General features: G+C 48.6%; 19 protein-coding genes and 1 riboswitch. Of the genes, 8 read left to right on the top strand and 11 right to left on the bottom strand.

Going from position 1 to position 21,954, the window contains the following annotated elements:
* Positions 1–43: 43 nt before the first annotated feature.
* Positions 44–158, bottom strand: a riboswitch (TPP riboswitch).
* 15 nt (positions 159–173) lie between these two features.
* Positions 174–1,463, bottom strand: coding sequence for an NAD(P)/FAD-dependent oxidoreductase (locus LCH85_01005; protein ID MCA0350549.1), 1,290 nt, complete (start codon positions 1,461–1,463; stop codon positions 174–176).
* A 192-nt stretch (positions 1,464–1,655) separates the two neighbouring features.
* Between LCH85_01005 and LCH85_01000 the strand changes: the two genes are divergently transcribed.
* The 5 genes from LCH85_01000 (at position 1,656) to LCH85_00980 (ending at position 5,128) form a co-directional block, all read left to right on the top strand.
* Positions 1,656–2,231, top strand: a complete 576-nt coding sequence (locus tag LCH85_01000) for a cysteine hydrolase (protein ID MCA0350548.1) — start codon at positions 1,656–1,658, stop codon at positions 2,229–2,231.
* Between the two features lie 339 nt (positions 2,232–2,570).
* Entirely contained in the window at positions 2,571–3,212 is a 642-nt protein-coding gene (locus tag LCH85_00995) for a DUF1990 domain-containing protein (GenBank protein ID MCA0350547.1), read from the top strand.
* Positions 3,205–3,927, top strand: coding sequence for a DUF1990 domain-containing protein (locus LCH85_00990; GenBank protein ID MCA0350546.1), 723 nt, complete (start codon positions 3,205–3,207; stop codon positions 3,925–3,927). Before LCH85_00995 ends, LCH85_00990 begins: the two co-directional genes overlap by 8 nt.
* Positions 3,924–4,553, top strand: a complete 630-nt coding sequence (locus tag LCH85_00985) for a hypothetical protein (GenBank protein ID MCA0350545.1) — start codon at positions 3,924–3,926, stop codon at positions 4,551–4,553. Before LCH85_00990 ends, LCH85_00985 begins: the two co-directional genes overlap by 4 nt.
* 128 nt (positions 4,554–4,681) lie before the next feature.
* A complete protein-coding gene (locus LCH85_00980; protein ID MCA0350544.1) occupies positions 4,682–5,128 on the top strand; it encodes an Rrf2 family transcriptional regulator in 447 nt (148 codons plus the stop codon).
* 85 nt (positions 5,129–5,213) lie between these two features.
* On the opposite strand, the gene LCH85_00975 is transcribed toward LCH85_00980, so the two are convergent.
* From LCH85_00975 to LCH85_00965, 3 genes are all read right to left on the bottom strand, one after another.
* Positions 5,214–9,332 carry an Ig-like domain-containing protein gene (locus LCH85_00975; protein ID MCA0350543.1) on the bottom strand — a complete coding sequence of 1,373 codons (4,119 nt, stop codon included), beginning with the start codon at positions 9,330–9,332 and terminating at the stop codon, positions 5,214–5,216.
* Positions 9,333–9,541: 209 nt separating this feature from the next.
* Entirely contained in the window at positions 9,542–10,183 is a 642-nt protein-coding gene (locus LCH85_00970; GenBank protein MCA0350542.1) for a response regulator transcription factor, read from the bottom strand.
* A gap of 2 nt (positions 10,184–10,185) precedes the next feature.
* Positions 10,186–11,946, bottom strand: a complete 1,761-nt coding sequence (locus tag LCH85_00965; GenBank protein ID MCA0350541.1) for a GAF domain-containing sensor histidine kinase — start codon at positions 11,944–11,946, stop codon at positions 10,186–10,188.
* Between the two features lie 475 nt (positions 11,947–12,421).
* On the opposite strand from LCH85_00965, the gene LCH85_00960 reads away from it, so the two are divergent.
* On the top strand, positions 12,422–13,945 hold the full coding sequence (locus LCH85_00960; protein MCA0350540.1) for an MFS transporter: 1,524 nt from the start codon (positions 12,422–12,424) through the stop codon (positions 13,943–13,945).
* Between the two features lie 42 nt (positions 13,946–13,987).
* Here the strand turns inward: LCH85_00960 and LCH85_00955 are convergent, their stop codons facing one another.
* Together LCH85_00955 and LCH85_00950 are read right to left on the bottom strand one after the other, a co-directional pair.
* Positions 13,988–15,424 (bottom strand): undecaprenyl-phosphate glucose phosphotransferase, encoded by a 1,437-nt coding sequence (locus LCH85_00955; GenBank protein MCA0350539.1) that lies wholly within the window; start codon positions 15,422–15,424, stop codon positions 13,988–13,990.
* A complete protein-coding gene (locus LCH85_00950) occupies positions 15,402–16,322 on the bottom strand; it encodes a glycosyltransferase family 2 protein (protein MCA0350538.1) in 921 nt (306 codons plus the stop codon). The genes LCH85_00955 and LCH85_00950 overlap by 23 nt, the downstream gene beginning before the upstream one ends.
* A 141-nt stretch (positions 16,323–16,463) precedes the next feature.
* Here LCH85_00950 and LCH85_00945 point away from each other — a divergent pair, with 141 nt between their 5' ends.
* Positions 16,464–17,453 carry a class I SAM-dependent methyltransferase gene (locus tag LCH85_00945; GenBank protein ID MCA0350537.1) on the top strand — a complete coding sequence of 330 codons (990 nt, stop codon included), beginning with the start codon at positions 16,464–16,466 and terminating at the stop codon, positions 17,451–17,453.
* Between the two features lie 71 nt (positions 17,454–17,524).
* A complete protein-coding gene (locus LCH85_00940) occupies positions 17,525–17,692 on the top strand; it encodes a hypothetical protein (protein MCA0350536.1) in 168 nt (55 codons plus the stop codon).
* A 29-nt stretch (positions 17,693–17,721) separates the two neighbouring features.
* Here LCH85_00940 and LCH85_00935 read toward each other — a convergent pair whose 3' ends face one another.
* The 5 genes from LCH85_00935 to LCH85_00915 all read right to left on the bottom strand — a co-directional run bounded on the left by LCH85_00935 (position 17,722) and on the right by LCH85_00915 (position 21,922).
* Positions 17,722–18,651 (bottom strand): hypothetical protein, encoded by a 930-nt coding sequence (locus LCH85_00935; protein ID MCA0350535.1) that lies wholly within the window; start codon positions 18,649–18,651, stop codon positions 17,722–17,724.
* A 45-nt stretch (positions 18,652–18,696) separates the two neighbouring features.
* Positions 18,697–19,608 (bottom strand): hypothetical protein, encoded by a 912-nt coding sequence (locus LCH85_00930; GenBank protein ID MCA0350534.1) that lies wholly within the window; start codon positions 19,606–19,608, stop codon positions 18,697–18,699.
* Positions 19,609–19,826: 218 nt separating this feature from the next.
* Positions 19,827–20,789, bottom strand: a complete 963-nt coding sequence (locus tag LCH85_00925; protein MCA0350533.1) for a hypothetical protein — start codon at positions 20,787–20,789, stop codon at positions 19,827–19,829.
* 94 nt (positions 20,790–20,883) lie between these two features.
* Entirely contained in the window at positions 20,884–21,042 is a 159-nt protein-coding gene (locus LCH85_00920) for a hypothetical protein (GenBank protein ID MCA0350532.1), read from the bottom strand.
* On the bottom strand, positions 21,032–21,922 hold the full coding sequence (locus LCH85_00915; GenBank protein MCA0350531.1) for a hypothetical protein: 891 nt from the start codon (positions 21,920–21,922) through the stop codon (positions 21,032–21,034). The genes LCH85_00920 and LCH85_00915 overlap by 11 nt, the downstream gene beginning before the upstream one ends.
* Positions 21,923–21,954: the final 32 nt, after the last annotated feature.

The raw sequence follows: 21,954 nt of genomic DNA, 5'->3' as shown, positions 1-21,954 counted from the left end.
AGCAACAAAAAACCATCGCCAACGGGTAAGGTTAGCGATGGTTTCTAATCGTCAAACGCTTCCCTACGCTGGTATAAACCAGATCAGGTTCTGAGGGTTAGCGGCATCGATCGGTCCGCCCTCTCAGCCAAGCTCACTTGGCTCCCCTAGCTTTGGTGTGATAGCCACACCATTTAGTTGTTGGTTTGCATTATATCCAAAGCTGGCGCTACGTCAAAATCGGCTTGCTTGCGATTGGCGGTAATCAAACGAATCGCTTGATCATAGAAGAAGTAGTTATAGGCCCAATTAATCAGCACCACCAGCCGATTGCGAAAGCCAACCAAGCTCATTAGGTGAATGAACAACCACACGACCCAAGCCGGAAAGCCCCAAAATTGCAGGCCAAAAATATGCGCCACCGCTGCGTTACGGCCAATCGTCGCCATCGAGCCACGATCGCGATAGACAAAGGCTTGGGTAGGCTGGTTTTGGTGCTGCTGCAAAATATTTTTGGCTGCCGTAACCGCCTGTTGAATTGCCACCGGCGCAACTTGCGGCAAGGGCTTGCCCGCCTGCTCAAGATAGGCCAGATCGCCAACAACAAACACATTTGGATCGTCGGCTAAGCGCAAATCGGGCTGAACTTGGACCCGATTGCCGCGTGCTAAGGCCAATTCGAGGCTTTGGGCCAACTCAACTCCGCGCACACCTGCCGCCCAAATCAGGGTATGGCTAGCAATCACCTCGCCACCCTTGAGATACACCTGATCGACGCTAGCTCCTTCGACGGCGGTATTCAAACGGACTTGCACACCCATTTTTTCCAAGCGCTGAAGCGTTTTATGTTGCAAGCGCATTGGCAACATGCCTAGCACTTTATCGGTAGCTTCAAGCAAAATCACCTGCACTTGGCTATTTTCAAGTTGGGGAAAATCGCGCACCAAGACGTGTTTGACCAACTCGCGAATTGCTCCGGCCAGTTCAACGCCAGTTGGGCCGCCGCCAACCACCACAAACGTATGCAAAGCTTGGCGCACCTGTGGATCACGCTCGTAAGCCGCACGTTCAAACATACTTAGCAAGTGATTGCGCAACTGCTCAGCATCATTCAAATTTTTCAAGCCAAAGCTATGTTGCTCGATTTCACGATTACCAAAATAGTTGGTTTGGCCGCCCGCCGCGACAATTAAATAATCATAGTCGAAGCTGCCCATCGTGGTAACCACATGTTTGCTAGCACGATCAATCTGCTCCACACGAGCCATCAAAAAGCGCACACCCGGCCAATTGTGCATAATTCCGCGCACCGGATAGGCAATTTGCTCTGGCTCCAAGCCAGCCGTCGCCACTTGATACAGCAGCGGTTGAAAACAATGATAATTTTGTTGATCGATCAATAACACATCGACTTTTTTGCCCGCCAGGGTTTTGGCAGCTCGCAGACCCGCAAAGCCTGCCCCAATAATAATTACTTTTTGCATACTCGGCCTCCTGTTGTTACCGCACATCGATTCTACACCTTTGTGAAGTAAATAACAATAGGTAATTTGTACGATTTTTCACATAACGAGTTACAAAAATGCAATGATCATCATTTTAGGATGTTGGAAATTCACTAAAATAGCACATATGTGTTATAATACCAGTATTGAATTGTGTCACAGGAGCAGCATATGGCAACTATCCGCGCAGGAAACAAGGCCGCACTCGTGGTCGTTGACGTCCAAGTCGGTGTTATGAATGGCACGTGGGAGGCCGCTCGGGTCATCGGGAATATCGCCCACGCCGTGGAGCGTGCTCGCGCTGAAAACATTCCCGTGCTGTGGGTTCAACACACTGATGAGGAAATGCCCACCGATAGTCCGCAGTGGCAATGGGTTCCGGAGTTGGTACCAGCCGCAGGCGAGCCACGCATCCACAAGCAGTTTAATTCATCGTTTGAACAAACCACCTTATCGGAAGAACTAGCAGCGTTAGAGGTCTCGCATATTGTGCTGGCAGGGGCAGCAACCAATTGGTGCATTCGCGCCACCGCCTATGCTGCGCTTGAACGCGGGTACGATCTCACGTTGGTCAGCGATGCACACACAACCGGATCGATCGAATTGGAGAACGGTAGCACGATCGAGGCCGCAACTGTTGTTCAAGACCTCAATATTGCCATGCAGTGGCTGTCCTATCCGGATCGCAAGAACGGCACGGCAAAGGCCGAAAAGATCGACTTCACGCATCCAGGTGGCGAACAGTAGGTCGCAGATAATGAACATAGGGTAGGGGAATGATTCAAGCAATCAGTTTTAGTCATTCCCCTAATCCCCACGCTGGTGATCTCAATTACGACGATACTATGATTCAATCAGCGTATAACCCACAATTTCTATTCCCGAACGTCACGCCATTAATATTTTCACTCCTAATGCAGTTTCCAGAGCTTAACCAATAATTCAATCTGCCAATCCACGCATCTCAGGAAGATCAACCAATCATTCTGATAATCCGCGTTATTGTGGTTTAACCCAAATCGCGAAAATCGTGGTGCTGTTTTTGCATACAGTGCCAGCAGCAACTGAGTTACAATGAGGTTAACAATGCAACGACGGCAATTCGGCTGGATGTTCGGGCTGGGCTTAGGAGCAATCGGCTTGGTGCAATGTTGGCAGCGCCGTTTCAAGCGTGGCAAAACCACTCAAACCCCACAAGCAGGCAGTGGTTCGCTCTATCGCCGCCGCTACTGGGTCGATTTTCAGGCGCTCACTCAATCGCCCGAAAGTTTAGTTAAGCATATCAAGGCCAATTTGCCCGATTTCAGCCCTGGTTTATTTGCCGATTTTCGCAAAGCCACGGGCAACGAGCGAGTGATGCAGGTTGGCGATGAATATGATATTGCGATTTTGGGGCCGTGGAATGGCTCGGTGCGGGTGTGTACCAGCCAGCCGTTGCGCTTTGGATTTTGCACGCTTGAGGGCCATCCCGAGGCCGGACAAATTCATTTTGAGCTTAAACCACACCCAAAGCACGCCGCTGCATGGCGCTTTGAAATCGCGTCGGAAGCCCGTTCACGCGATGGCTTGGTCGAAATGGCTTATCGCATCGGCAAAGTCGTGCAAACCCAAGTTTGGAGCACCTTTTGCCAACGAGTGGTTGAATTTGCCCAAGCCCAACAGCTCGGCGAAATTCAAACCAGCACAATTGAACAAACGCCAGAGGGCGAGGTAGTGATTCATGACTGAACAACCATTGTGGCAACAATATCGCCAGCAAATTGAGGCCTATCGCGATGCCCAGCTCAATTTCGATTTACAGCGCGTCCACGAATATACCAAGGAAAATGGCTGGAATGTTGATGATTATGAGGCTGAATTACCACCCGAATCGCCAGGCCAGCCCCAAGCTCATGGCTCATGGCAAGCAGCCTGCGCGGTGCTACGCGAATATCGCTTTCCACCACCCGATCTGATCACCGGAATTTTTATTCCCGACCAGCCGCTCGAACAGCGAATTATGTTGCTCCGTGGCACATTTTTGGGCTTTAGCTTCTATTTTGGAGTAAAAATCGGCGGGGTGATCGACGAAACTCGCGAGACTGAGCACGGCCCTGAGCAGGTTTGGGGCTACAACTATCAAACCTTACAAGGCCATTTCGAGCGCGGCCAAATTGAATTTACGATCGTTAAATTGCTCGAAACAGGTCAAGTGCTGTTTCGCATTCATGCTTTTTCGCAAACCGGGCGCATTCGCAACCCATTTTATTGGCTAGGCTTTAAGTTGTTTGGGCGACATTTACAATTGCGTTTTGCCCGTGATGCGATGCAGCGAATGCAAACCTTGGTGCAAGAAGCCTTGGCTGGTGTGCCAAGCCAAACCAGTCAACCAACGCCAATTCAAAGCACCGCCAACAATCCCGAAGCCGCTGAACAACTAGCCGAGGTTGTCGAAAATCAATGATCAACAAACTAGGTTTTATTCATACCGCCGCCGTGCATATTGCCACCTTTGAACAATTGGTTGGCGAAATTCAGCCAGCCTGTGCGGTTGAGCATGTGGTTGTGCCAGCCTTGCTCGAACAAGCTCGTCAAGCAGGAGTAACAGCCACAATTGCCAAAAAACTTACGCAAATCATCAAGCAACTCCAAGCCCAAGGCGTAGAGCGAATCGTTTGCACCTGCTCAACCCTCGGCGGCTTGGCCGAAACGCTCAATCCGCTGGTGATTCGGGTTGATCGGGCGATGGCGGAACAGGCAATTGCACTTGGCTCACGAATTGCGGTCGTTGCAGCTTTGGCCAGCACCCTTGAACCAACCCACAACTTGCTTAATGATGTAGCGCAACACCATGCCAAAGCAATTCAAATTAGCAACTATACCTGTCTGAATGCATGGGAAGCCTTTCTTGCCAACGATCAAGCCAGCTATTTGCAACAAATTGCCAGTGTACTTGCAACGATTGAGCAGGTTGATGTGATCGTTTTAGCGCAAGCCTCAATGGCGGAAGCAGCAAAATTATGTCAACAAAATATTCCAATTTTGAGTAGCCCACGTATCGCGATTGAGCGCCTATTTGAAAAAAACTAATCATCCTGATTAAAATATGGTATTGAGCCAATTGTTATCAAATCATCACCAAAGCGCCATTTGAGCATAATTGACAGCTGGTTAAAATGTAACTATACTTGTTTCATATTCACAATGAGGCAAAAAACATGAGTGCAAGCAGTCGATTCGCTGTGGCGGTGCATATTTTGGCACTGCTTGAAACCAATGCAAATCAAGCTCTTTCCTCAAGCTGTATTGCAGCCAGCGTCAATACCAATCCGGTCGTTATTCGGCGGATTCTAGGCATGCTCAACCGAGCAGGCTTAGTCCACACCGAATATGGCGCAGATGGCGGAACCCGTTTAGCGCGTTCGGCTCATGAAATTACCCTCAACGATATTTATCATGCCACCGAAAATTGCCGCATTCTGCCTTTACACGCCAGTTCACCCAACCAAGATTGTCGCTGTGGACGCACCATCCAGCCAGTGCTTAGCACCATTTTTAGCCACGCCGAAGCTGCCATGCAACAAGTATTGGCCAATAAAAGCCTCGCCGAAGTTGTGAATGAGATGCAGTGCAAACCCAATCCTCAAGCTATACCCCATTCTTAATTCGATCAATCATTCTAGGGATTAAAAAATCAGCCTCTGCATATAATTGGCAGAGGCTGATTTGGTTAAGTCAGATCGTGATCGCTTAGCGCTTCACGGCTGGCAGATAGATTTGATACGACTCGACCTCGAATTTCCAACTGAAATCAGCAGGCATCTGGCGGCCATCTTTGGCACTGATCCCGTTGGCTCCGCCGCGAATGGTCACGGTGTAAGTTTCACCATCGACCAGCGTAGCGCTCGGCTTGAAGCTAAATCCGATAATCTCAGTTTTATCAAGATTATAAAGATAGGTTGGTGTTCCAGCTACCAACTGATTGCTGGCATTGCGAACTTGGAAGGCATTTGTCAGCGATGCCTCGCTTAGCGGAGTTTCAAAGGCGGCCTCAATCTGGGTGGTTGTCACACCGCGTCCTCCTGGCACTGGATTCCAAGCATGTGGGCTTAGTGGCCACGGCGTGCCCACAACCAACGGCGACCAAGCGCTGTAGTTGCCGCTAAGATCATAGGCCCGAATCCCATAGAAGATCGATTGATTGTCTTTCAAGCCCCACAGTTTGGCATCAAGCTGGTTCGTCGCAGTAAAGATCATCTCTTTGCCACCCATATTGCGGGAGTAGAGGAACTCGTTTGGATCATTGACTTCACCAAAGCCAATCTCATAGCCACCAAGATCCATTTCGCTGTTTGGTGTCCACTTGACCAACAATTGACCGGGCAATGGTGTCGCCTGAAGGTTGGTTGGAATTTTGGGTGCACGCTGGTCATTGACCACAATCAAGGTATCCAGATGTTGAACGGTTGGTTGATTATGGCCATCGTCGGCAAATAATGCCAGTTTGTATTGGCCACTTGGAATTTCGCTGAGATCCCAAATATATTGGCCTGTGCCAAGTTTGATGTTATCGCTAATGACGGTGCTCAAGCCCACATCAATGGGATCGGTTGGGGTGATGACGCTAGCATAAACCAGCGAAACTTTGGCATTAGGGTCATCAGTATCATGGGTTGCCCAATTGACCGTAACTTGGCTGCCAGTTGGAGCCGAATTACAAGTTACCGTCACGCCTGGGGTTGCCGCACCACCACAAGCCAAGGTCGCACTATCAAAAACTGGTGGGTTATTTAATTGGTAGGCAACCACTTCATATTGGCTTGGTGGCCCTTCAATAATCAGGCTATATGTGCCAGGAGTGGCTGCTTCGAGCATAAAGGCCAAGTCATTGCCTTCCGTAATAACAGTTGTGTAATCACGGATCAAGGTCTGGGTTGTGTCATTGACATTACCTTCATTTAATTCCGTTCCATCAGGCAAAATCAAGCGTATCACTGGTTCAACTGCGGGAGTTCCACTAAAGTGAATCCCAAAGTAGCCGCTAGCGGTTGAGGTAATCACAACTGGTACAGTAACTTCAGGGATTGCCGCAAACAAGGCACCACCCGATTTCCCGGGGTTGATAGGCCGTGAGATGATTCGTTGGCTATAGCCTGGTTCGCCTTGCTCGATACTCTGAGCAATTTGGAGCGAGTTAATCAGGCGATAATTTTTCGGATTGACGAGCTTGACAAAACCAGTGTTCAAGCCAACTGGCTTGCTCAAATCAACAAATACACTCACTTTGAAGATGCCGAAACAGCAGCTCACGCGACCCAACATCCCTACGGTCGTACCACCACCCGATTTTTCAAACTCGCCCATTTGGAATGAAACTGAGCCAAAGGTAATATTCTTTGGTGGCAAGGCGCGGCCAAACTGGCCTTTGCGCAAGCCAACCGACATTCGTGCTGAGCCAGCAAAGCGCAGTTTTTGCTTATCAACACAGTTGGTTGAGCCAGCAGGCGTACAGCTACGAACCGTGACCGTGCCAACCCGCAGTTCCAAGCCGCCACGAACAATCACCGCCTCAAATTGGAATTTTGCATGCAGACCCTTGCCGCCGCTAAACCCAGCTTCGTGGCCAATGCTCACGCTAGCGCTAGCAACTTCAAAGATCAACACCTTCATGCTGGCGGTCAGCGAGAACTTGAAGGGATCAACCACCAAGGTTGCAGTTCCCTCAGCCGAAACCAGCGGGATTCCCGCGAGTTGAGCAACTGAACTTACCTCAATGCCAACTCCAATCGTGACCGAGCCTGATTTGAGCGAGAACGAACCACTCATCTTGGTTAGGGCAGCGCCACTATTGGCCAACGGAATGCCTGGCGATGACTCGAAGGCCACCACGACATCCAACTCATTAAACACCCCAGTTGGCAAGGTTTTGACCGTCACATCGACCGAGATTGTCGAGCCGCCACTGGGATCAAAACCAGGCATGCTCAGAGTTGCACCACCAGCAAACATGTAGCCAGCGCCATCTTTGCTGAAAAAGCCCCGGAAACCGACAAAATTGGTGCCAGCAATCTTGAGCGGTGGCAACTCAATCCCGCCGCCAGTTACCGAAACTTCGCCGCGCCCACTGATGCTGAGGCCAGACACATCGGCGGTAAGGTTGCCCATCAGGTCTGACATCGAAAGTCGGGCACTATCGGCGGCAAAACCACCATCATCAAGGAAGCGGGGGTTTTCCAAGGCCATGCTGAAACCAGCAATCTTGACACTAAAGTTGGTCAGCGAAGCCTCGAAGCGCTTGAGACATGGCGGCTCAGCACAGTTTTGGCTGCCAATCGGCGCAACATTCGGGCCGCCGCGCACCACCATCACCAAGCCTGCACCAACCCCACTGTTGCCTGGGATTTTTACGGTCAGGTTACCAGTCACGGTGAGGCTGAGGGTTTCTTGAGCTACCCCAAATTGGCCAACGATGCTGCTGCCTTGCAAAACTCCGCTCGAAATATTGGGAGTGCTGATCGTCGCGCCGCCCAGGGCGAATTGCAGTTTGCCATCTTTGTCGATACCAAATTTGAAGCCAGTGATACCTGCTGCTGATTGACCGCCCATATCGCTTGACCACAGCAGATCAACCGCGCTTGCTTCTAAGCCATAGAAATTTTCCACGGTATCGCCAACCAAGGTCAGCCCGCGCAGGCGAAAATTCAGCGGCCCCATTGCAACCGTGGTTTCAGCAACGGTAGCGCTAAACACTGGTTTGAAAACTCCGTTGACTTTGACTGCACTAAATGTCAAGGTTACTTCGCGCGGCGTGGCTGATTCTGGTTGGTTCAGCACATCGCCAAAAATCAAGGTTGAGTTGACGCTGACGGTTGACGTGCCAGTCGCATTATCATGGCCAATGCTCAGGGTTTGGTCGGTCATGCTGAAATTGCCGCCAAACTTCCAATCGGGAATTGGCACCGAGCCGCCGCCAATGCTAAAACTGCGGTTAGCATACTTGAGATTTTGCAGCGAAAAGACCAAATTTGGCTTAGCTGGATCAAGGTTTGGCAAATCGGGGTTAGCAGCCCGTGAAACTTCGACCAAACCGGCTTCAAAAGCCCCAGTTGATAGCGCAATCTCTTTGACTGCGACACTCATGCCAGCCAATGACATGGTGAAATTCTCGACACTACCTGAGAGCACGCCTTGTTGCGAATATTTAAGATTCACCAAAATATTCAGATTGGGATTCTCAGACGTGCTTGGGTTTAATGCCGCGATGTTGAGGTTAATCGGCAGCTCAGCCCGAAATTCTGCTGCTGCCAGATCGAACACAAAGCTCAGATCTTCGGTCTCGCTGGGGTCAGTTGTCTTATAAAAACTGCGCACACCAGAACGATCAAGGAAGTGCAGGCTGATCGTGCTATTGGCAATTACGCCGATTGGATCAGCACTGCTTTGATCATTGGTAATCGTTAGGCCAGTCGTATCAACCTCAAACACCTCTTTGGGCGTGTTGTTGGCATTATAGGTTGAGGCAACCAGCGGCAAGCTAGCATTATCGCCAATAAATTTAACTGCGCCTGACAGCACCGACTGATCGGCAGCAAACACAAACTCGCCAAGATTCGTACCAACCGCACTAACGCTGATCAATGGCGGGGCATCACCAATCGCCAGCGTCACATCGTCGCGGGCGATAAAATGCGTGGGATCGGTCGCAACAAACGTATTAGCACAAATCTTCAAGGCATCAGCCATACGACACTCGCGGGTTTGGGCTGATGAGGCTGTGGTCAAAAGCGTTGTGAGTAGCACCATAAACCCAATAAGGCCTGTACTCACCAACAACTGACTGCGAAATTGCCATGAACTACGATTAATCATCGCTCCTCCTAATAACCGAAAAACCAAGACCGCTAGGGTTGGATAACAATAGAGAAACACACGCTCTATTTATGGTTTGGAATGATCGGGCCGTTGGAATCATGGAAATTAGGATACGAGAATACTTGGCAAGCCACACCTAGCCAAGGCTAGGAATTCGGGCTATCAAAAGGTGGTCGGAATCCCTAACGAAAGATAGGGTTGACACCTTACTGGGTCAGATCAAAGCCATGTTTGATGGCATACAGCGCCGCTTGAGTTCGATCGGCCACCGCCAACTTGGTGAGAATGGTGCTAACATAGCCTTTAACTGTGCCCTCGGTCAGATGCAGCGAACGAGCAATTTCTTTATTGCTCAAGCCGCCGACAATCCCATCAAGCACACTGCGCTCACGCTCGGTTAGGCTTGGCAACAGTGAAGGCGGAGCGGTTGATTGACGCATCAAGGTGCGCTGGGCTTCGGCATGTAAAAATGGCTGGCCGCTGGCAACTGTGCGAATTGCCAGAAACAACTCGGCCTTGAGCACATTTTTCAGCAGATAACCACTCGCACCCGCTTGAATTGCCTTGCTGACCCATTGATCATCACTAAAACTGGTCAGAACGATGATTCGGCTGCTTGGCATGAGGCTTTGAAGCGCTTGGGTCGCCTGAATTCCATCGACATTCGGCATTACAAGATCCATCAAAATAACATGTGGCCGCACGATTGCCGCCAATTCGATCGCTTCGGCTCCATTTTGGGCCTCACCCACAACCAAAAATTCGCTATCCTCGGCTAAGAGGGTGCGTAGTCCTTCACGCACAATGGCATGGTCGTCAACCAGCATAATTCGGATAGTATTTGTCATAGCTAGCTCCTGACATGGGGCGCTTCACGCGGGATGATTGCTTGCACCATCGTCCCTGCGGTTGCCCCAAGAGTAATCGTCAGCGTTCCGCCACAGGTTTCAACCCGTTTACGCATACTGTAGAGACCTAAGCCTTGGCTCGCTGGTTGACTCGATTGATCAAAGCCAATTCCATCGTCTTGAATACTCAAGATCAGTCGATTGCCATGAACGCGCAGAGTTACCGCCACATGGCTGGCATGGGCATGTTTGCTGACATTGTTTAATGCTTCTTGGATAATTCGATAGAGTGCATCTTCACAGATAGCTGTATGTTGCTCGTAACTGGTCGTATCAAAGTTGATCTGAAGTTGATCGCCAATCACCTCGGTTGCATATTTATGCAATCGTTGCATCAATTTACTTGGCTCAGTTGGGGCAGCGTGGGGCGTTGGCTGGGCATAGTGCACAGCTTGCGGATGCTCACGCTCAATCGGATGCAGATCGGTCAACAGCGAACGCATTTCGGCCAGGGCTAGTTGACTCAATTCGATCAAACGATTAACGCGGCGCTCGCCTTCAGCTGGATCACGCTGCCAAGCCGAGGTAACGGTTTGCGAGATCAGCGTGATGCTGAAGATCATTTGGGTTACCGAATCATGCAGATCGCGGGCGAGCCGCTGGCGCTCATCCAACACGGCAATCCGTTCGCCATGAGCATACAGCAAGCGTTGTTGACGACGATTATCAATCACAATCGCCAGATGCTCAGCCGTAACTTGGTAGGGGTGTAAATCGGCATGTGACCACTCATGCGGATTAGCGTCAGTCAACACAACCAAACCAATCCGCTGGCTACGCACAATCAATGGAATGAAGGCCATTGCTAAGCGCTGTTCAGCTTCTTGCATGCGCCGCAAACCAGGCGCAACCCGTGGGTCGGTGCGCACATCAGCAATCGTCACCGTCTCGCCTGCATCAAGCAAATCATCTAAGGCATCACGTTCATGGGGCTGGCGATCATGGTTCGACGATAACCCATGTTCTGGCGACCAACGCCCTTTGACTGTACGAGCTACAAACTGGCCTTGGGCATCAAACTCGTATAAAACAACGGTACAGGCATAGCGACGGCGGGCGGCAATATGGTTGAGGTAGGCCGCCACAACCTCGGCAACCGTGCGAGCACTACTAATGTTATGGCTGGTTTCGAACATCAACTGGGTTTCAGCCAAATGCTGCTGAAGCTGATCAAAAAGACAGGCATTTTCAATCGCTACGCCCAGCTGATCAGCCACAATCGCCAAATTGGTGAGATCATCGGCCAATACCAAGCGTTGTGATTCGATGTAGAGAATTCCTTCAAGCTGGGCACTAATAATGATCGGAATCGCCAAATATGATAAGTTCGGTGCATTATCGATCCAGACTACCTGACGAAGTTGGATGGCCGCCCCAATAATGCCTTGGTCGGTTGGAAAAAGCGCATCAATCGCCAACGGAAGTGTAGCTGGGCCAATGCCCGCCCGACAGATCAAACGATCAGCAGCAGGTCGATTGAGCAGTAACAGGCGCAGGGTGGCAAACTTAAAATCCTCGCTAATAATCACCAGCGCCCGCTGAAGTAACGCCATGAGATCAAGATGTTGGGCCATGAGGTGGGCAATTTGGTTGACTGTGCGCAAACATGCTCGCCAATCAGTGGCGGTTAAAGCTTCAGGCATTGGTTGGGCTTCAGCAGCAGAAGCCATAAACGCAGCCTGCGCAGAATCTGATGATTCCATGAGCTATCCTTAATGCCGATATAGCGCAAGCCCTCGAAGTTGACGTTTGCTAACGCTAGCTCAATCGAGCAAACAAGCATCCATCAGATCAGTCACAGATCGGCTTCAGTGGCGCTGTGGAATAGATCAGATTGAGGGGATTACGCAGGAATAAAATCAAAATATGCCCTTTTAAGCATCAGGGCAGTTTATTAAAATCTTGGAACAGCCTTATTTTACAAGATTAATCGTGGCTGATTGGCAAGCAGAGATGCCAATATCTAGATGTGATCATTGATCTCGCCAACCAAAGGTATTGCTTCTTGCATTCGCTCACACTTCAGGGAGCACAATAATTAATTGATATTAAGCAAGGAGCGACATTTAGCCTTCAAAATCGCTGCAATCTGTTAACGCCCGTGACAATCCTTGTCGTGGGCTAAAGCTGCATGCTATGATGCAGCACGGAGAGGAATTAGCGGTAGGAATCGCATCTATGATAGAAACACGTCGCTGGCCATGGGGCTTGATTTGGACAGCCCTGATCATTTTTTTGGCCGCTCTCGACCAAACGGTGGTAATCACCGTCTTACCAAATGTGGTCAGCACGCTAGGCCTTGATGTTGAACAAGCGCTTGAACAAGGTATTTGGGTCATCACTGGCTATTTATTGGGCTATACCGTCGCCATGCCCTTGCTGGGGCGAATTGCCGATGCCTATGGTCATCGGCGTTTATTTTTGGCCGCTCTTGGGGTTTTCGTTGGTGGCTCAATCGGTTGTGCCTTGGCTGATAGCGTTTGGTCGTTGGTGGCATGGCGGATCGTTCAGGCCATTGGCGGCGGTGCTGTGCTGCCAATCGGCCTAGCAATCTCGATGGACGAAGTTAAGCCAATTCATCATGCAACCGCCTTGGGAATTATGGGAGCGGCTGGCGAGGCTGGCGGGGTGCTTGGCCCAGCCTATGGTGGCTTGATTTCACAAATTCAACTACTCGATATTGATGGTTGGCGTTGGGTTTTCTGGCTGAATATTCCGTTGGGCGCAGCCTTGGCTTGGGCCATTATTCGCACCTTGCCCGATCGGCCTGGCAATCGTGGGGCAATTGATTACGTTGGCGGTGGCTTAATCGCCGTCAGTTTAACCGCCCTAACCGTAGCCCTTTCGCGCTCACTCGGTAGTTTGGCCATTGAGCCAAGTGCCGAAAGCGGCAACCTCGATCAATATGCGGTGCAATGGACATCGCCGCTAACAATTGGCCTCTTGGTATTAGCAGTGCTCAGTTTTATTGGCTTTATCTGGTGGGAACGGCGCACTACCACTCCATTAATTGAACTAAGCGCCTTTCGCACCCCAGCGTTTAGCGCCGCCAATATCACTAATGTGCTGGTTGGCATGGCTTTGATTGTGGGTATGGTCAATGTGCCGTTTTTTGTCGGCACGGTGCTGGCAGGCGATGCACTTTCAGGCGGCCTAACATTAATGCGCTTGACCATGATGATTCCAATTGGGGCAGTTTTGGGTGGCATGTTGATGCGGCGGATGAGTGCCCGACTGGTTGCAGGCCTTGGCATGCTCACCACCGCAATTGGTTTTGCGCTGCTAGGCTTTTGGGTAGCAGAAACCAATCAATTGCAATTAACCATCTATTTATTATTGACAGGCACCGGCTTTGGCTTGGTACTCCCAGCCTTGAGCGCCGCCGCGATCGGCACAGTTGCCCGCGAATCGATGGGCACAGCCGCAGGCTTGTTGAATGCCTTGCGCATGGTTGGAATCACCTTGGGCGTTTCGGCTTTGGCTTCGTGGAGTTTGGCCTATCGCGCCAGCCTCAACAGCAAGTTGGTGTTTACCATGGAAGATTTCAACACTGGCGCGGCGCAATTAGCCCTAACTCAAAACGAAATGACCGTTTATCACAGCACCTTTTTTGCTGCCGCCGTGGTTTGTTTGCTAGCCTTGATTCCAATTTGGTGGTTACCACGCGAACGGAGCGAGGGCGATACACCGCTGTTTGCTTAAAAGGATAATCCCCGCTCCATTAACCAAGGGGCGGGGATTGTTTTAGTAAGCATTTTCATCACCACGAATTGCATTATAGGCAGTGCGGATAATAATTTTAATATCAAACAGCGGTGACCAATTTTCGATATAGTAGAGATCGTAGCGGGTACGCTCCTCGATTGACGTATCGCCACGAAGACCGTTGACCTGTGCCCAACCAGTAATTCCAGCTTTTTCGCGGTGGCGATGCATATAGCGTGGAATTTGTTCGCTAAATTGGGCAACATAGCGCGGTTGTTCAGGCCGAGGCCCAACCACACTCATATCGCCCAACAATACATTGATAAATTGTGGTAGTTCGTCAATTGAGAAGCGCCGTAAAAATGTACCTAAGCGCGTGCGCCGATCATCGTTGGGAGTTGTCCAAGTGCCAAGTTTCTCAGCATCAAGCCGCATCGAACGATATTTAATCATCTTGAATGGCCTGCCGTCGCGGCCAACCCGCTCTTGAATAAAAAAAGCTGGGCCTGGCGAATCAATTTTGATCAAAATCCCAATCAGCAGCAACAACGGCGAAAGCATAATCAAAGCCGCCGCCGAAACCGCAATATCCAACAAACGCTTGACTGTACGATTTAATTGGCGGTCAAGCGGCACAGCCCGCACGGTGATCAACGGCAAACCACTTAATTCGCCGACTGAAACCTCGTTATTGGTGATCAGCTGAAAGGCATCAGGATAGATTTTGATCGAAACGCTTTCATCTTCAACTTGCGAAACCAACTCAAACACATCGTTATACGAAGCTCCGCTGAGCGCAACAATCACTTCATCGATCGCGCAAGTGCGCACGGCTAAACCAAGTTTGGCCCGTTTGCCCAAGACTGGCACATCATCAACAACTTGCTGGCCCGTTGGCACATCATCGGAGAGAAAGCCAATAATTTGGTAGCCAAGACTCGGTGCTTTGCTCATTTGGCGATAGACTAGCTGGCCAATTTCCCCAGCCCCAATAATCAAAACCCGCCGCGTATCATAGCCGCGCAAGCGTAATTGACCAATTGCCCGATGATAGATCAAGCGCAAGATTGTCGTGCCAATTGTTGCCAAAACCCAGCCATAAACAAGGGTCTGAGTGGTAATATTAATTAACGGAAACAAGTTATTCAGGGCGATAAACATGATTGTACCAATCGAAATCGCCCGAAAAATATGGTAGCCTTCGTCGATGCGCGAGCCACCGCGCTGCATGCGATATAGCCCATTGGCCGTGAATAGCGTGCCAAATAAAGCATTCAGCACCGCCAAGGTCAGCAACACCTGACCAAAGCTCGGTGGCTGAAATTCGCGCACTATCGCTGCGAGATTAAGGTAGTAGGCCAGAAAAAAACCGCCGTTCACGCCAATAATATCGCAGCCCATCAGCAGCAATAGAACAACATAGCGATAACGACGCGTAACAACGGTTGTTTGATTAAGCATTGTGGTTGTTGCCATGGGTTGCTCGACGTGAGGCTAAAGGTCGTAATCGATTACGCACCAGTGCTTGCCATTCTTTCAGGGTAATTCCAAGGTAAATCAGCCAATTTAATGGGGCCAAGGTCGTTGCTTCATAATGTTTGCGGTGAAAAATCCGCATCGCATCATAAAAAGCCCGAATTGATGGCACGGCCCGACGGGTGCTCGAAACCCGCTTATAGTGCAAAATCGTCACCCGTGGATCATACCAAACTTGCCAGCCATAACTCTTAGTCCGATAACACCAATCGATATCTTCGCCATACATAAAAAAGGCTTCATCGAGCAAGCCCACATCGCGCAAAACCTCAGTCCGCAACAACATCGCCGCCCCGACAATCGAATCAACTTCGGTGGTTTGATCAGGGTCGAGGTAGGTCATGTTATAGCGCCCAAAGCGTGGCGAACGGGGAAATAGCTTCGATAAACCAATCATACGGTAGAGCGCTACCTCGGCTGAAGGAAACGCCCGTCGGCAGGCTAAATCGAGCGAGCCATCGGCTAATACCAATTTTGGCCCAATGATGCCGGCTTTGGGGCGTTCGACTAAGGCCTCAACCATGCCCGCAATCCCGTTGCTTGGAACAACCGTATCGGGGTTGAGCACCAAAACAGCTTCAGGCGTTGGAGTTTCGGCCAAAATCTGGCGCAAGGCGAGGTTATTGCCCGCCGAAAAGCCAATATTTTGCGGCGAAGCGATTAAGCGTACCCAAGGAAACTCAGCACGTACCATAGCCACGCTATTGTCGGATGAAGCATTATCGACCACCCACACCTCAAGCTGGCCGAGCCAGTTTTGGTCGGCAAGTGAGGCTAAACATGGCTTCAGCACATCGCCCGAATTAAAATTAAGAATTACAACAGCAATATGTTTCATAGCCTGCCAATTATACTGCAAAATATCACGGCCAATTGTATCACTCGTGTAACAAACTGAAGCACAAATGCTGCCCATTGGCTTTGGTATAATAGCGCACTGCTAGCAGTTTCGAGTGTTTAAGTGGAAAGGATTTTCTTTGTGACGATTCAAGCCTTACCAACCGAGCGATTAACTGGTTGCCCGGTTTGCAATCATACAGAGGCAAGTTTTGTTGGACATTATCCTGAAGCGTATCTAGAAGAGGGTTTATCGCTCTATCAATGTGCTGCATGTTCGCTTGTCTATCTCAATCCACGACTCTCCTTGCTTGGCACGCATATGTTAGAAGATCAAAGCCTTGTCTATCAATACGACGAGGTAACTCAAGCCCAGGCTGTTCAGGATCGCGAAGGCATTATCGATTGGATTGAAGCCATGACTGAGCTAACGCCTGGTCGAATGCTCGATGTGGGCTGCAATCGTGGCTATCTGCTAGCTGCTGCCGCTCGCCGTGGCTGGCAAACAACTGGAGTCGAATTATCGCAAGTGGCCGCCGCTGAAGCTCGCAAACGCTTTGGGTTAACCATCTACTCAAGCCTCAGCGATCTTCCCAAAAATCAACCATTCGACTTAATCACCTGTTGGCATGTGGTCGAACATTTACATGAGCCAGTGCAAATGCTCAGCCAACTTGCCGAATTGCTTAGCCCAACTGGGGTGTTAGCAATTCAAGTGCCTGCCTATCGTTTTGCTGCTGAATATGTGCGGCAAGGCAATAGCTCGCATATTTTTTGTGCCTCGCATCCAGTGCACTATACTGCCGAAACGTTAAGCATGGTTTTAGTTAAAGCAGGCTTCGAAACATTTTATTGCGATGAATCAGCTGAGCACTTATTATTAACAATCTATGCTGCCAAACCTTCACGCCAACTCTATCGTGAACACTTAAGCGAGATCAACCAAAAATTAATCTGGTTTGAACGCGATCATGCCAAACTGGCCCAACAACTTCAAGCGATGAATGAGTATGTGCAGCGGCTCGAAGCAACGCTTGAGGCTAAAAATCAACATATTGCCCAGCTTGAACAGAATTTAAAAACGATTAAAAATGGTCGCATGATGCGCTTACTCAACAAACTTAAAGGCTAAGCGCTTTGAGGCTTAAGCTATTTGCGCTACAATACAGCCAACTCAGCTAGAGCCAATATAGGAGTTCCGCGATGATTGATAAAAAGACCCAAGCCACCGAAGCCAAACGGATCTTGGCGCTGAATCCGCGTGATCTTGCTCAAGAGTTAGCTCGCTTGGCCGCGCAAACCGGCTTACCACAAACCAAAATCCTCGAATTATTGCGTCGTCAGGCATCTGAAGGCGAACAAAAACGCTAAACGATTGAGTTCAAGCGATCTGATTGCGATTAACCACGCAAGCTCAGATCGCTTGAGCTTACCAAGCGATTATGTTTTTGAGCCAACGCATATTGGCTGTTAATATAGTTCTGTTCAGCACGCTGCAAGTTTGGGCTAGTTCGATAAAGCTCCCTAGCTGCAAAAATCCAAACCAACCCAAATGACCAAACCACAAGCACATTTAACAGCGAAGTCGAGCCATTCCAGGCCAGCATGCAGCCCAACCCCACCAAGGCAATGCCAATCACTAACACCATCCACGTTTTCATTGGTAGCGGGTAGCTCGCCTCATCATCATTAGCAAGTTGTCTATAATGATAATACTGATGATAGGGTTGAATATTGCGATAGCGCAGCCGCTCTACAACCCAACGTTGTTCTAATTGAACTAATTCGGTAAGATAGGCTTGTTCAGCTTTTGGAGCATCAACGATAATCTTTTGGATTGCCGCAGCATAGGCTTTATCACGCTTTAGTTCAGCATAATGCAATTCTTGCAGGCTGTAAATTTGAGTTTCAGCCGCAGTCCAATGTGCCGATTGAGGATTTAATGGCGAAGAGATGCGGTATGAATATTGTAATGGTTTTGTTTGTGCTAATGCTGGAAGCGTATGGAGTAATTGAGCTCGCTTTTTTAAATAGCGTTTTTCAGCTAGCTTTAAGCGAACACTAGCATATACTCCAAGGCCTAAAACCGTACTAACGCCTAAGATAATAATCGTTGCTAAGAAAAATCGAACATCCCCTTGATTAATGCCCTCTTTTAAAAACGCTGCTCCTGCGACAACAAACAAAAAGAAAAGCGACCCAAGCAACGATAGGCTTACAAACTCGATCCGTCGATCGGCATTATGCACACCAACATAGCCAATTCGTTCTTGCTCCCATTGCTGATCAAGTTCGGCCAAAGGATCATGATCATTGGTTGTTTTTAGCATCAGATACTCCCATGGCAAGGGTTAGCCATGCTGATATAGTCGGTTCTAGCGCCCATAATCGTGGCTAATTTGTTGGCGCTGGGCAAAATAACGTTGATCAACAAGCTCAAGCCGCTTGAGCTGTTGACGAATTGTAAAAGAGCTTGCAATCAAGAGTTGACCAAATAGCCAACACATTATTGTATAGGTCAATGGTTCGCCTAAACCAATCAAGCAAAAACCAAACCCGATAATTGCCAAGCCAGCCCCCAACAAAACCCAAGCGGTAACTAGTGAAGGTGCTTCAAAGGTTGCGTTCTTTTTATTAAGCTTGAAATGCGCCAAACGTTCTCTAGCCCAAGTTTCTTCGAGTTCAGCCAATGCTTTCAGATAAGCTTGATCTGGTTCGGGTGCAAGCCGAATCAAGTCATAGAGTTTGGCATAATAGGTATGATCGCGCAAAAGTTGCTGATAGTTTTCGTGTTGTAAGGCGTAAAAAGCTGTTTCAGCTTCTGAGTAGCTCGCAATATTTTGTGGATAGGGCATTGTAGGAGTAAGCGTTTGATCAGCATAGCCAAGAGTTGCCAGCAAAATCCGTCGTTTTTGCTCATAACGGCGTTCAGCCAAGGCAAACTGGAGGGTTTTACGAAAGGCTAGCATTACGAGTAGGCTCGTAAGCATAAAAAGCATTGCCCCACCCACAAACTGACCTGAGCGCGAAACAAGTCCCTCAATCAATAAGCTAACCCCAAAACCAACCCATGTTAGCAGCATTGAGCCAATTAATAATGGGTTAGGCCGCATACTAGGATTATCAACATTATAGATTCCAACATATTTAGCACGTTCTTGTCGCCATTGTTGGTCAAGATAGGTTAATGGGTCTGCCTTAGGATTAGGCTCAAGATCGCTAGCGCTTAGTTCAGAGTTCGTTTTCGCACGTTCAAGCGCACGCCGCATGATTGATATTTGATTCATCTTTAAACCCTCACAATAGTATCAACGAAGCGTTTCAAAGACCTACGATTGAGCATTAAAATGGAGTTCGATCGCGAAAACGGCCACTCAATTGGTTGCGTTTTTCGGCCTAATATTGCTCTAATTCACGATACTTTTTGGCATGTACTGAGCACCTATCTTGTTCTTGATCTTGAATGCCTTGATATTGACGGTGCAGTTGGCGAATCTACCAAGTTTTAGCGCCCATAATCGTGGCTAATGCGTTGGCGCTGGGCAAAATATTGTTGCTCAGCCTGATCAAGCTCTGTCGCTTGCTTACGGATCGTTGAAAAACTTGCCACCATAAGCAGGCCAAAAGCACAACATAGCATCGGATAGAGCAATTTATGCCCTTCAACAACCAACATCACACTAAAACCAACTAGCCCCAAGCCTAATCCCAATACAATCCAAGCCCCAAACAAGCTAGGTGATTGATAATATTCGGTTTCGCTCATAAACCTACGGTTACCAAACCGTTGCTTAACCCAGTCGCGCTCCAATTGAGCCAACTCGCTCAGATAACGCTGGTCTGATTCAGGCGCATGGGCAATCAAACGCCGAATTTGGTCATAATAGGCTTGATCGCGTCGCGAAATATTGTAATACTCGGCTTGTAGCTCATGAAAACGAGTCTCAGCTTCTGATCGGCTCTTTTTTGGCCATGAATAGCGTAAACGTCGCGTTGCAACTGGCAGCTCAACAATTAAAGTAGGATCACCATACTGTTTGATCAAGATAGCTCGTTTTTTAAAATAACGTCGTTCAGCCAGCATCAGCCTGATTGCATTACGCAGAGCCCAAAGGATTAACAAGCTGGTCAAGATAAAAAAGATTGATCCACAATAGAGCATGCTGATTGGAAGCCTACTTGCTTCAATCCATAACATAATGCCTGCGCCAAAAAACATGAGGAAAAATATGACCAGAGCAAGTGGGTTTGCCATAGGGCGCGAATTATCAAGATGATTCATACCAACATAGGATACCCGCTCTTGTCGCCATCGTTGGTCTAAATAGGTCACAGGATCAGTGTTTGGGTCTGGTTCGAGGGCTTTTTCGGCTTCACTATAGTCTTGCAGTGCTTGGTCAATCAGTTCGCGTAATTCAGATTTTTTCAACATAATTCGAGCCTCATAATCAAAGACTTTTTCGGTCATTTAAACAACAAAAACCTTCCTGCAATTGCATACGTTGCCCTAGTAGGAAGGTTACGACGACCATTTAGCGAATATATTTAAGTCGTGCGTCGCCTTATTCAGCTTTGATTGCCGCCAAAACCCTAAGATAATCACGTTCATGCTTAGGTGGATTGACAATAATGCTTTTAACTGAATGGCGATATTGTTCTTGATCGTGAATGCCTTGATACTGACGTTGCAGCTGGCGAATCTGCCAAGTTTTAGCGCCCATACTCTTGGCTAATGCGTTGGCGATCAGCAAAATAACGTTGCTCTGCTTGTGCCAATGAATGGCCTTGCTTATAGACTGAAGAAAATCCCCCAACCAAGATTAATCCAAAAAAGCCAATAAAACTACTATTCATCAATGATTGGCCTTGGAACAGCATAACGATAGCAGATCCAAGCAGAGCTATCCCACCGATTAAAATCATCCAAGCAGCGCCTCTCGTTGGAGTCGTATAACTGTTTGATTCTGGATCAAAGGTTAAGTACTCATAACGCTCTTTAACCCAGTTACGTTCTAAGCGATCCAATTCAGAGAGATAGCGCTGATCGGCTTCAGGTACATGATCAATCAAGCGCTGAATTTCAGCGTGATAGGCTTGATCCCGTTTTGGTTTATGGTAATGGGCTTTTTGCAGATCGTGAAAACGAGTCTCAGCTTCTGAGCGACTACTTTTTGGGTATACATAGAACAAACCTTGTAATGTTGGTGGTTGAATCGCAGAACCATAAGTTTTGATCAAAGCTGCACGCTGTTTCAAATAGCGCCGTTCGGCCAATGTTTCTTGGAAGGCATTCCTCAGGCCTAAAACTACCATCAAGCCAAGACTGATAAATATAATTGAGCCACAATAGAGCGGAAGTAAGAAAATACTATTAACCTTAGGCCATAGCATAATTCCTATAATCAACAATAAACCAGCTAATTCGATCAAGCTAAGCGGGTTTCCTGAGGATTCACCCCGCTTAGCGCCACTGAGGCCAAGATATTTCGATTTTCCTTTCAGCATCTGTTGGTCTAATTCGGTTAATGGATTAGCACGAGAATCAAATCCTTTTTCAGTATCTTGAGCATTTTGCTGATCGCTATCAAATTGCTTAGACATCTTTAACATCCTTAAATAACACTAATTTTAAT

It is taken from the genome of Chloroflexota bacterium (assembly GCA_020161265.1).
Lineage (GTDB): Bacteria > Chloroflexota > Chloroflexia > Chloroflexales > Herpetosiphonaceae > Herpetosiphon.
Note: the sequence above shows the minus strand (reverse complement) of the source record. Positions and strands in the feature narration are given on the sequence as shown.